Here is a 12938-nt window from a genome sequence, read left to right as displayed (position 1 = left end):
TACAGCTCCTTCATCAAGGAGCTTTTTGCTGATCATATCCAGGCATCAATGCCTGGCGGCACTATTCCTTTCTCAAATTGATAGATACAAGCTGATCTGCAGACGTTCTTCACGGCATTATTTCTGGCAGTTGTTTAATGCAACGGGCTCCAATACTCACCTTTTTGCTTACCATAAAAAGTATTGTTATGCCAGAGTTTGATACTTTACACGTAAAAAATATTGTCTTGCTTGGCCATGCCGGCTCTGGTAAGACAACATTAGCGGAATGCATGCTGTTCGAAGCAGGCATTATTAACCGCAAAGGAAATATTTCAGAGAAAAATACGACGGGGGATTATCATGAACTGGAACGGGAACGGGGTAATTCCATTTTCAGCAAACTGTTGCATGTAAAATGGCGCGGTTATAAGATCAATATCATTGATACGCCCGGTTATGACGATTTTTCCGGCGAAGTGATCGCCGCACTGCGGGTGGCAGATACAGGTGTAATGATGTTGAATGCGGTAATGGGAGTGGAAGTGAGCACGGATATCATCTGGGATTATACAGAAAAGTTCCGAACTCCCATGATCTTTGCGGTTAATAAACTGGATGACGATAACGCCGATTTCGATAAAACGGTACGCGAGGCAAAGGCGAATTTCGGCAGTAAAGTCGTAATGGTACAGTATCCGCGGCAAACGGGCGCGGGCTTCCACGAGATCATTGATGTGTTGAGGATGACAATGTATAAGTTTCATGATGCAGGGGGCAAGCCGGACAAGCTTCCTATTCCTGACGATGAAAAGGAAAAGGCTGATCTTCTGCATAAGGAACTGGTGGAAGCTGTGGCGGGCAATGATGAAGCTCTTATGGAGAAATATTTCGATAAGGGAGAACTGGATGAGGATGATATGAAGAATGGGTTAAAGAGAGCGATGATCGGTCATGATCTTTTCCCGTTGTTCTGCTTATCGGCGGAGCGCAATATGGGCAGCGGGCGATTGATGGGATTCATCGATAATGTATGTCCGAGTGCCAACGAAATGCCTGCACAGGTTACAAAAAAAGGTGACCGGTTACCTTGTGATGCGAATGGCCCGGCTTGTTTATTCATTTACAAAACAGTCAGTGAGCCACATGTCGGGGAGCTTTCCTTTTTTAAGATCTATTCAGGGGTGGTGAAGTCGGGAATGGATCTTGAAAACGAAACAACCGGTGTATCTGAAAAGATCAGTCAGTTGTTTTTAATAGAGGGAAATAAACGTACGGCGGTAAATGAACTGGTAGCGGGAGATATCGGCGCTACCCTGAAGTTGAAGAATACGCATGTCAACAATACGCTTCATGCAAAAGGCAGCAACTATGAGTTGCCTCCTATTGAGTTTCCTTCGCCGAATATGACTGTTGCGATAGAAACGTTGAAGAAAGGAGAAGAGGAGAAGCTTTCGCAGGCCTTGCATCAGTTGCGCGAAGAAGATCCTACCATCCATGTCGAAGTGTCATCGGAATTAAAACAAACCCTGATCCATTGCCAGGGTGATATGCATCTGGCGGTAGCCAAATGGAAGATCGGGCATAATCACAAGCTGGACGTCAGGTTCATCAAACCCCGTATTCCTTACCGTGAGACGATCCGCAAATCTGCGGAAGGCAGTTACCGGCATAAGAAGCAAAGCGGAGGATCTGGTCAGTTTGCGGAAGTATTGCTTCGCATAGAGCCGTGGTATGAGGGGATGCCTGAGCCGAAGGATCTGACTGTACGGGTGCGGGATAACTACGATCTCGATTGGGGCGGGCGGCTTGTTTTTTACAACTGTATTGTTGGCGGTGCCATTGATACGAGGTTCCTGCCATCTGTTTTAAAAGGTGTGATGGAAAAGATGCATAATGGTCCGTTGACAGGAGCTTATGCGAGAGATATCCGTGTATGTGTGCATGATGGCAAAATGCACCCCGTGGATAGTAATGATATCTCATTCAAGATCGCGGGGTTGCAGGCATTCAGGCAGGCATTTCAACAAGCCGATCCCCAGATCCTTGAACCCGTATATGTGGTGGAGGTATTGTGCCCGGATGAACTGACGGGGGCTGTGATGGGTGATCTGCAAAGCAGGCGCGCTATTGTTGAGGGAATGGACAATGAACGTCATTTCAGGAAGATCACGGCAAAGGTTCCGCTTGCTGAAATGGACGGATATTCATCGGCGTTGCGGTCGCTGACACAGGGAAAGGCGAAGTTTAACATGCGGTTTGCTTCTTATGAGCCAGTGCCGGGTGATCTTCAGCGCCGGTTGATTACGGATTATAACGCAACGGCGAAGGAGGAGTATGCCTGACAGGCTATGGCGCAGAAGTATTGCAATGAAAGCAGGGAATGGCAGAGAACGCAAAGTGGCCGTTTCCGGAATTGATCTTGTTGAGCTCTGTGGGTTCATTGCGATACTGCTCCGCCACATCAAATGATAAAACTTATATTCTACTTCACAAAGCCGACATCCATTACGGCTGAGTACATCTTTGAACGTTGGTAGATCGATGCTCTTTCCTTTAATCGTCTCACGTTTCTGAATCCTGCCAGCCCGGCCCATTTTTCAAGCGCATTAAAGTTGACAGGGAAGGGAACCCATCTGTTGGCTGTATCTGTGTCATATTCGACAATGATGAGTCTTGCGTTTTCTTTCAGTGCCGGTGTAAGTACTTGCGCAAAGCTATCACGGTTCCTGATGTAATGGAGCGCATTAGCCATGATGATACCGTCGAGAGGGGGCAGGGGAGGAAGGGTTGTAAAGTCTTGTTGTATAGTTTCAATCTTTACACCATGATATTCCTGTGGAAGAAACTGCAGACTGTCGGCATCCCTGTCTATCGAATAAATGTTGCTTTTTGGCGGCAACAGACTGGCCAGTGCAAGAGAAAATATTCCTTTGCCGCAGCCAAGGTCGGCCCAGGTTTGAGGAGTATTACTGATCCAGCCAGCTGGCTCAAGCATGGAAATGGCTTCGGACGGTTGCATAGGCAGTATATTGATAAAGCCGGGTGTTGATCGTTCTGGCGTTCCGGCTGCTACTGTTTACATAAATATAAAAAATCCTGCCACATTCTCTAAAGGCATTATAAAATAAAAGCCGCTACGTGAGCGGCTTTTATTTTATGAAGTGATCATCAGGTAAAGCTGACGCATTCTTTCAGCTCTTTCTCTGTATAAGAGAGTTTATATTGCTTTAATACATCATCGGGTATACCATTCCATTTATTAGGGGTATTTCCCGCATAGCCGAGGTCTTTAACACCGATCGCAGAAGTGTAGAATCCGGTCATAGTGAGGTTTCTCATCAGTGAGAAGAAGGTAACACCCTGTTTCATATTTGCTTTCGCCTTATTGGGATAGGCGATCGCATCAACTATTTCGATCTGCTGCTGTGAAGAACAATCTTTAAATGCTTTTTCAAAGCGTTTAAAGCATTGCATATCGAGCCAGCGGAGTCCTCCTTTCATCGGGATCTGGTGCTCCGGCATATCTTTCACAATAAATTCAATAAAGTCAGGCACCTTCGCATCGGAAGCACTGCCACTCACCTCATCTTTAGGGATAATGATATCGCCTAAAACTGTCAGCGTAGCCATCTCATGGTCACTGAAAAACTTTTCCTGTGCCAGCAAGCTTTTTTCATACTTCAGTTCTTCAGCATTCCGGTCAAGATTGAACTTCGGCTCGCCAGTTGCCGGGGTGTCTGCCTTCTTCTCTTCGCCCGGCTTGCATCCGGTGGCGATCGCTCCACCGGCAAGTGCGCTGGTGGCAATGAGTTTGAGGGATTTTCTCCGATCCATAAATACACGAATAGTTCACGAATGGCCGCGGATGTTCGCGAATAGGGGCCTAAGTTCGTGAGTTGTTTATATAATTTATTTTATGTCCTTTTTATATCTGCATCAGTTCAAAAGATGATCCTGGCCGTTAGGAATGTATTCGCGGACATTCGCGGCCATTAGTGATGCATTCGCCTTACAGGTTATTTTTTTTCAGCTCATCAATAATATACTCACTTGCTCTCATAGACAACGCCAGGATTGTCCATGTGATATTCTTATCAGCTTGTGATACGAACTGGCCGCCATCGACACAGAACAGGTTTTTGCAATCATGTGCCTGGCTCCATTTGTTGAGGGCTGATTTTTTCGGATCGTTGCCCATTCTCACAGTGCCGGCTTCGTGGATGATCTCGCCGGGTTTGGAGATGCCCCAGTTGTTCTTTTCATCATCATCCCCACCCCAGGTGATCACAGCACCCATATTGTGCATGATCTCCTTGAATGTTTCCTTCATGTGTTTGGCTTGTTTGATCTCGTGCTCGCTCCATTTAACGTTGAAGCGGAGTACAGGGATGCCGTATTTATCCACCACGTTGGGATCGATCTCACAGTAGTTTGTTTCAACCGGGATCGCTTCTCCGCGCCCAGCCATGCCAACGCCAGCGCCGTAGAAATAGCGGTTATCTTCTTTTAAGGAAGCTCCATAACCGCCGGCTTCTTTTTGTTTTCCCTTTACAAGGTATTTTCCATTGAGGTTTTCGATGCCCCAGTTGAATCCATAAGCAGGCTGACCCATACCACCCCAGTATTCGATATGATAACCGCGGGCGAAATCGAGCTTCTTGTTATCAAGCCACCATGGTGAGTAAACGTGCATACCGCCAACACCATCTTCGTTGTAGCGTTTGCGATCGAATAGTTGCGGCAATACGCCACCAAGTGCGGCACCAGTGGAATCATGCAGGTATTTTCCCACCACATTGCTGTTGTTGGCAAGACCGTTTGCATGGCGTTGTGATTTTGAGTTCAGCAGCAGCCGTGATGATTCACAGGCGCTGGCTGCCAGGATCACCACACGGCCTTCCACCTGGTATTCCTGCATATCATCCTTCAATACGTAGGAGACACCGGTAGCCAGGCCTTCCCGGTTGGTCAGTACTTCTCTTGCCATTGCATTAGAAACCACGTCGATATTACCGGTTTTCATAGCCGGATAGATCAGTACGTTAGGAGAGGAGAAGTCTGCTTTATAGTAACTGCAATTACGGCCGCATTGTCCGCAGAATGCACATTCACCACGCTCGTCATTCAGTTTTTGTGTGAGGATGGAAAGACGGGAAGGGATCACCTTAACGCCTGCCTGTGTGGCTGCATTCTTCAGGAATAGTTCATGCAGACGTGGCTTTGGCGGTTTCATGAAAATCCCGTCAGGATCATTTTCCAGTCCTTCGTTCGTTCCGAATATGCCGATGAGTTTGTCTACGCGGTCGTAGAATGGTTTTACGTCTTCATACCCGATCGGCCAATCGTCACCCAGGCCGTCGATACTTCTTCTTTTAAAATCTTTTGGCCCGAAGCGAAGCGAGATCCTTCCCCAGTGATTGGTTCTTCCGCCGAGCATACGTGCGCGCCACCAATCCCATTCAGTACCGGGAGCTTTGGTGAAAGGCTCACCTTCCAAGCTCCAGCCGCCATAGCAGGCATCGAAATCGCCAAAGGGCCGCATTTTTGTGGAAGCGCCTCTCCGGGGAGAGTCCCACGGGTTTTTAAATTGCGTGACATTCTTTTGAGGATCATACATAGGGCCGGCTTCAACGATACATACTTTCAGGCCCGCATGTGCTAAAATATATGCAGCCATACCGCCGCCGGCTCCGGAGCCGACAATTACCGCGTCATATTTCTTTGGCTGCTTCTTAACCTGGAAATCTCCCATACTTGTGTTGTTAGTGGTCTAAAATCAGTGACCAATTTACAGGAATAATTCAAAATGGAAAGTTTTCATTTTAGCCCAATCGGAGGCTCCGCAGGCATGTCTTCCAGGTTAAAGGATTACTAAATTTTAATCAGCGCAGCCGGAGCATAGCGGAAGTAATGATACGGGGAGATGCGGGACATACAACTATGGTAAATTGTCATATTCCGCCATGTTACTCTTACGCCTTGCAGTGTTCGTGTAGGTTGCACACATTTCCGGAAAAAACTCTATTTTAGCTCATTGCCATAATCCTCAAATCATTCTTTCATGAAACAGGCCTTGATGCTCGCAAGTTTTCTGATCCCTTTTTTCTCCGCTAATTCACAGGTTAAATCCGTCACAGATTATGATTCCTATCCGGTGTATACAGGAAGGGACCTGGGACTGACATATACGAAAACGCAGTCATCTTTCAAAGTATGGGCACCCACTGCAACGGCTCTTAAGCTTCGCCTGTACAAGGCTGGTGCGGGTGGTGAAGCTGTTGCGACCCACGATATGAAGAAGGATAAAGAGGGCACCTGGCTGATCGAGGTCAAAGGCGATCAGCATGGGCGTTACTATACCTTCAGTGCGATGATCGATGGAAAATGGATGGATGAAGTGCCGGATCCTTATGCAAAAGCCACTGGTATAAATGGCAAGCGTGGAATGGTCATCGAGCTGCCGCGTACCAACCCCGCGGGATGGTTGCAGGATAAAAGTACTGCACTGACCAGTCCTGTTGATGCGGTGATATACGAACTGCATGTACGCGATGCCAGCATTGCTGCAAGCTCCGGTATTAAGGCAAAGGGGAAATTTTTGGGGCTGACAGAAACAGGAACAACGAACTCCGCAGGTCTTTCAACCGGTCTTGATCACTTTAAAGAAATGGGGGTAACACATATTCACCTGTTACCATTTTTCGATTATAATTCAGTAGACGAGACACAACCCGATCAGAAGTATAACTGGGGCTATGATCCGCTGAACTATAACGTACCCGAGGGATCGTATGCAACAGATGCGGCCGATGGAGCCAGGAGGATAAAAGAGTTTAAAGAATTGGTGAAGGTATTTCATGCAAATGGGTTAAAGGTGGTGATGGATGTGGTATATAATCATACGGGATTGACAAATAATTCCAATTTCAACCAGCTGGTGCCCGGTTATTATTACAGGCACACGGCAGACGGAAAATTGTCTGATGCAACGGCCTGTGGAAATGAAACGGCGAGTGAACGCGCGATGATGCGAAAGTTCATCATTGAATCGATGGCTTACTGGGTAAATGAATATCATATTGATGGTTTTCGTGTAGACCTGATGGGAGTGCATGATATTACGACGATGAATCTTGCATCGCGCGAGTTGAATAAGATCAAGCCTGGTATACTTCTTTATGGAGAAGGGTGGACAGCAGGCAGTTCTCCATTACCGGATTCAGCAAGAGCATTAAAGAAGAATGTCGCGAAGCTTGAAAAGATCGCTGTTTTCAGTGATGATATCAGGGATGGGATCAAAGGCAGTGTATTTGATCACGAGGACCGTGGCTTTGTAAGCGGCAAGCCTGGTATGGAAGAGAGTATCAAATTCGGTATTGTAGCGGCGTTGCAGCATCCGCAGATCGATTACAGTAAAGTTAATTACTCTAAGGCGGCCTATGCTGCGCAGCCCTCACAAACGGTTACTTATACGGAATGTCACGATAATCATACACTCTGGGATAAGCTGGCGATCTCTGCAAAAGATGCCACAGATGCGCAGCGTAAGGAGATGCATAAGCTGGCGCTGTCTATTGTGCTGACCTCACAGGGAATCCCTTTCCTGCATGCAGGGACGGAATTTCTGCGCAGCAAGAAAGGAATTGAGAATTCATACGAGTCGCCGGACAACATCAATGAGATAGATTGGGATCAGAAGACGGCGAACAAGGATGTTGCGGATTATGTAAGGGCTTTGATACAATTGAGAAAAGCGCATCCGGCTTTCCGGATAAAAGATAAGGCGGCGATCGCGGCAAATGTCAGATTCGTGTCCGCGGGCTATGGTATCATTATCTATGAGATCAGTGCGCGCACGGTAGGGGATAGCTGGCAGAAGATATTAGTGTGTCTGAATGGCAATACATCAGCGAAGACAGCTCCATTGATAGGTAAATGGAAGGTAGCTGTGGAGAATAATGCATTTGTGGAAGAAAAGTCTCTGGAGAGATCGTTGAGAATGGCGCCGACTTCCTGTACGATCCTGTATCAGTGATGAGTGGCAGTGAAGGCAGGCTTCAACATATCTGTAAACACATCTTTCTTGCTTTTCCAAAAAAAAGTCTATCTTTGTTTTTCTCTATGTTATCTCTCACTTCATTTGTTTGATTCATCCCCACACAAATCCGTGACGGTGTAACGTAAGGCAGGTAAAGTATCATCGCTTGGTGATAGCCTTACCACATTATTCAAATAAATTTTTAGAACATTGTCATTCAACGATTTATCGCTCATTGAGCCTATTTTAACGGCTTTGAGCGAAGAGGGTTACACAACACCCACACCTATCCAGCAGCAGGCGATCCCGTCCGTGCTTGCGAGGAAAGACCTTCTCGGCTGTGCCCAGACAGGTACCGGCAAAACTGCCGCCTTTTCATTACCCCTTTTGCAATTGATGCATGAAGAGCAAAAAGCAGAGCGTGCTTCCGGCCGCGGAGCTCAACGCCGTATCCGTGCGCTGATCCTTACGCCAACACGTGAGCTTGCGATCCAGATCGAACAAAGCCTGAAAGCTTACGGTCGTCATCTTGATCTGCGACACCTCGTAATTTTCGGTGGTGTATCACAATATCACCAGGTTGGTGCTTTACGCCAGGGGGTCGACATTCTTGTTGCCACTCCCGGTCGTTTGCTCGATCTGATGAACCAGCGTTTTATTTCCTTGCAGGATATCAGCTATTTCATCCTTGATGAAGCAGACCGTATGCTCGATATGGGATTCGTACATGATGTACGCCGTATCATTTCGAAGCTTCCGGCAAAACGTCAAACGCTGTTCTTCTCGGCTACCATGCCACCGGAGATCCAGCAACTGGCGAATATCCTGCTGCAGCAGCCTGTCAAAGTAGAAGTAACACCCGTGTCTTCTACCGCGGAAACGATCCAGCAACATCTGTACTATGTGGAGAAACAAAACAAGCGTCCTTTGCTGGCTCATATCCTCCAGGATGAGTCGATCAAGACGGCTCTTGTATTTTCCCGTACAAAACATGGTGCTGACAAGATCGCGCGCGAGCTGGCAAAAGCCGGCATCCGTGCAGAAGCGATCCATGGGAATAAAAGCCAGAATGCCCGTCAGGCGGCTTTACATAATTTCAAGACCCGCAGAACAAGGATCCTCGTGGCAACTGATATCGCGGCACGCGGTATCGATATTGACGAGCTGACGCACGTGATCAACTATGATCTTCCGAACGTTCCTGAAACGTATGTACACCGTATCGGTCGTACAGGTCGTGCAGGCGCGAATGGTATTGCGTTCTCTTTCTGTGATTACGAAGAAAAGATCTACCTCAAAGATATCCAGAAACTGATCGGTAAAGCAGTCCCGGTTGTAAAAGACCATCTGTATGATGTTCCGCTGATGCATGGCGTATCACAGCCAGCAGCAGGTTCCTCTACCGGCGGTAGTTCTTCTTCCTCTTACGGCAGCCGCCGTAGCGGTGGTAAGAAATCCGGAAGCAGGTCGTTTACGCAACAACGCGCGTAATCAGCCGGAGCGTAAGTTAAAAGTTAAAGGTTTAATAGTTTTAAGGTTTGAACGGTGCCACTATCATGTTAGTGTCCCGTTGAACTTTTAAACTATTAAACCTTTCGACGTTTAGAGCATATCTGTTCAGCGGTGATCAGAGTATTTTATTCCGGGCACACTTGCTTTCAATCGTTCAATTTCCTGTTCAGTAAGTGGAGAGGTGTTTGTTGTTGCAGCGATCTCTTGTAATTGCTCCATCGTCCTGATACCGGCAATGGCGATGGGTATCTGTGACAGGACGAATTGCAATGCCGTTTGCGCAGCAGTACGTTCAGCTGATGAAAGTTGGTTGATCGCGTTCGCTGCGTTTTGTGCTTCAGCAGCAGACAGTCCCAGGTAATCTTTAGCAGGTTTGTCAACCAGTATTCCCTGTGCGAGGCCGCCACGGCTCAATACGCTGATATTGTTTTGTTGGAGAAGGGGTATACATTCTTCTTCCGGTCTTCGGTCGAGTAAGCTGTATTGCATCATTACGGAATCGATGGAAGAATGTTTGGTGTACTCCCTGATCACATTTGGGCGGATGGAAGAGATACCATATGCCCGGATCTTTCCGGCTTGTTTTAGTTCTTCAAATGCCTCGATGGTCTCGGGGATATTGTCGGTGATCATTCCACCGTGAAGCTGGTAAAGATCGATGTAATCGGTCTGTAAACGTTGCAGGCTTTTCTCTGCGGCGGAAAGGATGTAGGCTTTACGGGCATTCCAATCCCAGCCGCTGCCATCGGCACGCCATTGATTGCCGACTTTGGTGGCAAGCAGGATCTCTTTTCTTTTTGCTTTAACGGCTTTTCCGAGCAGGATTTCATTTTCTCCTTTGTCGTAAAGATCAGCGGTGTCGAAGAAGTTTATACCGAGATCAACGGCGCGGAGCAGGATGTTCCCGTTTCCGGGGTTACCTGGTTTGAGGGACATGCAACCGAATCCGATGGAGGAGGGGTGCAGAGTGGATCTGCCGAGTTGGTGATAGGTCATGGGCGAAGTTAGTGAACTTGTGCGTAGCCCGGAGGCGACGCACAACAGAGTGATTAATTTCAAGCGTGTTATATTTGCAAACCAGATGGACTACATCAAAGAATACCGCCGCTTTATTTACAGTCACTACCTCGCAGACGGCGTGCGTATCACCGCTGGTGTATTACTGCCTTCTTTGATACTGGGCTACTATGGTCATCTGCAGCTTGGTATTTTCATTTCACTGGGCGCGCTTTGCGTCAGCATTACGGATAATCCGGGGCCGATCCATCACCGCAGGAATGGTTTGCTGATCTGCAGTGCGATGATCTTTGGAGTAGCGCTGATGGTCGGGTTTGCGATGCCGGTGAAATGGCTGTTCATGGTATTGCTTCCGGTCCTTTGTTTTTTCTTTTCCATGATCGGGGTGTACGGAGCCCGCGCAACCGCTATCGGCATCGCAGCGTTGCTGGTGATGGTTATGATGACGCATGAATCCATGAGCGGCTGGCAGGTGGTTTATTTTGCGTTGTACATACTGGGAGGCGGTTTATGGTATACGGGATTAAGTCTCGTGCTTTACAGTCTCAGACCCTATAAACTGATCCAGCAGGCGATGGGAGAGTATGTATTGTCCGCTGCTACGTATTTAAGAGCCAGAGCCGGGTTTTATGCTGCCGCTGCCGATATTGATGAGAGTTATAGTGAACTGATGCATGCGCAGATAGATGTGCAGCAGAAACAGGATCTCGTTGCGGAGCTGTTGTTCAAGACCAGAAGCATTGTTAAAGAATCAACCCATACCAGCCGGATCCTGATGATGGTATTCCTGGACGTTTCGGATCTGCTGGAACGCGCCATGACCTCTCATCAGGACTATCGAAAGCTTCACTCTTATTTTGATGATACCGGCATCCTTCCCGAATATGGGGCCATCATCCGCTCACTTGCCGATGAAATGGATGAGATCGGGCTTTCACTGATCAGTGGGAAAAGATCGGGTTATGATACCGGTATAGACAAAGAGCTGGTGACTGAACGGGAGCACCTGCAGCAACTTCGTGTGAAATCGCTCAATCCCGCAAACCTCGAAGGATTTATCAGTCTGCGTCATATCCTTGACAGCATTGATGATATTGCGGCGCGGATCAGAACGCTGCATCAGTACACCTCGTACGACAGAAATCTGAAGCGGATCAAGAATGATACACCTGATCCGTCTAAATATGTTACGCGGCAAACGATCGATCCGCAACAGTTCTGGGACAACTTTTCGCTGAACTCAAATATTTTCCGGCATTCTCTCCGGATCACGATCGCTGCGTTCGCTGCTTTTATCATCGGACAATTGCTGCCGTTTGGCCGTGGATACTGGATCCTCCTGACAGTGATCGTCATTCTTAAACCAGGCTACACGCTGACAAGGCAACGCAATATCCAGCGTCTTGTTGGTACGGTGATCGGTGCGGCTATCGCCGGAGGCATATTGTTTTTTGTAAAGAACAATACAGCGATCCTTGTGTTGCTTGCACTGAGCATGATCGGTGGTTACAGCTTCATGCGATGGAAATATCTTGCGAGCGTGGTAATGATCACGATGTACCTGCTGTTCATGTTCCATATACTTGAGCCGGATGATTTCAGGGAAGTAGTGCAGGAACGGATCGTTGATACGCTGATCGGTTGTATTGTTGGGTTTATAGCGTCTTACCTGTTGCCTCCTATATGGGAGCGTGAGCAGATAGGAGAGTTAATGCGTTATCTCGTGAGTGATATTATACAGTATTTTGAAAGTGTCGCATATGCTTTCACCGGCGCCGCCTATGATCAGCAGGTGAGCAAAGAGAAGAGAAAAGCTGCCTGGGTTTCCCTGGCGAATGTGACGGATGCATTCAACAGGATGTTGTCAGAGCCGAAAAGCAAGCGACGTGACTATAAAGAATTCCATCGTTTTGTTGTCTCCTCGCACATGCTGGTATCACACTTTGCTACACTTACATATTATGCTGACACATTGCAGCCGGAGTATATCATGCCCGATTATGATCCGCTGATCAAAGCGAGTGTGGCGGAGTTATCAGCAGCGGGTCGTTACCTTGAAAATCCTTATACCGATCCTCCCAAAAAGAATGAAACAAATCCACTGGCATTACTTGATCAGAAGATCAATGCGCTGATGCAAACCCGTCAACAGGAATTGAGGGAAGGTGTGCTTGAGTCTGCCGGAAAGAAATACCTCAGCACGTTCAAGTCCATCACGGATCAGTTCTATTTTGTCTACAAGACGTCGCAGGATGTGAAGAAGATTGTGAGAACGGTGGGGGTGTGAAGGGGGGGGAGGGAGGTAAAGTTTAAGAGTTTAAAGTTTAATAGTTTAACAGTTTAACAGTTTAAGAGTTTAGTGGTTGCTTATATTGTTTTTCATGCAGGC

At 47.4% G+C, this 12938-nt stretch carries 8 protein-coding genes; 4 read left to right on the top strand and 4 right to left on the bottom strand.

Translation table 11 applies throughout. From position 1 onward, the window contains the following. The first annotated feature begins 188 nt into the window (after positions 1–188). Positions 189–2324, top strand: a complete 2136-nt coding sequence (fusA2, locus tag LZZ85_RS20090; protein ID WP_237875149.1) for an elongation factor G2 — start codon at positions 189–191, stop codon at positions 2322–2324. A 140-nt stretch (positions 2325–2464) separates the two neighbouring features. Here fusA2 and LZZ85_RS20085 read toward each other — a convergent pair whose 3' ends face one another. The 3 genes from LZZ85_RS20085 to LZZ85_RS20075 all read right to left on the bottom strand — a co-directional run bounded on the left by LZZ85_RS20085 (position 2465) and on the right by LZZ85_RS20075 (position 5734). Next, entirely contained in the window at positions 2465–3001 is a 537-nt protein-coding gene (locus LZZ85_RS20085) for a class I SAM-dependent methyltransferase (protein WP_237875148.1), read from the bottom strand. Positions 3002–3150: 149 nt separating this feature from the next. Continuing rightward, positions 3151–3816, bottom strand: coding sequence for a gluconate 2-dehydrogenase subunit 3 family protein (locus LZZ85_RS20080; RefSeq protein WP_237875147.1), 666 nt, complete (start codon positions 3814–3816; stop codon positions 3151–3153). A 175-nt stretch (positions 3817–3991) separates the two neighbouring features. Next, the gene (locus tag LZZ85_RS20075; RefSeq protein WP_237875146.1) at positions 3992–5734 is read right to left on the bottom strand and encodes a GMC oxidoreductase; all 1743 of its coding nucleotides are present in this window, start codon (positions 5732–5734) and stop codon (positions 3992–3994) included. A 309-nt stretch (positions 5735–6043) separates the two neighbouring features. Between LZZ85_RS20075 and pulA the strand changes: the two genes are divergently transcribed. Then, on the top strand, positions 6044–8017 hold the full coding sequence (pulA, locus tag LZZ85_RS20070) for a type I pullulanase (protein ID WP_237875145.1): 1974 nt from the start codon (positions 6044–6046) through the stop codon (positions 8015–8017). Positions 8018–8230: 213 nt separating this feature from the next. Further along, positions 8231–9511: a DEAD/DEAH box helicase gene (locus LZZ85_RS20065; protein ID WP_237875144.1), complete on the top strand. Its 1281-nt coding sequence runs from the start codon at positions 8231–8233 to the stop codon at positions 9509–9511. A 126-nt stretch (positions 9512–9637) separates the two neighbouring features. Here the strand turns inward: LZZ85_RS20065 and LZZ85_RS20060 are convergent, their stop codons facing one another. Next, positions 9638–10528, bottom strand: coding sequence for an aldo/keto reductase (locus LZZ85_RS20060; protein ID WP_237875143.1), 891 nt, complete (start codon positions 10526–10528; stop codon positions 9638–9640). Between the two features lie 85 nt (positions 10529–10613). Here LZZ85_RS20060 and LZZ85_RS20055 point away from each other — a divergent pair, with 85 nt between their 5' ends. Beyond that, positions 10614–12836 carry an FUSC family protein gene (locus tag LZZ85_RS20055; RefSeq protein WP_237875142.1) on the top strand — a complete coding sequence of 741 codons (2223 nt, stop codon included), beginning with the start codon at positions 10614–10616 and terminating at the stop codon, positions 12834–12836. Positions 12837–12938: the final 102 nt, after the last annotated feature.

Origin of the sequence: Terrimonas ginsenosidimutans, assembly GCF_022012415.1 — a bacterium.
In the GTDB taxonomy this organism is placed as follows: domain Bacteria; phylum Bacteroidota; class Bacteroidia; order Chitinophagales; family Chitinophagaceae; genus Terrimonas_A; species Terrimonas_A ginsenosidimutans.
The sequence above is the reverse complement of the archived record's forward strand: the minus strand, read 5'-3'. Positions and strand labels throughout refer to the sequence as shown.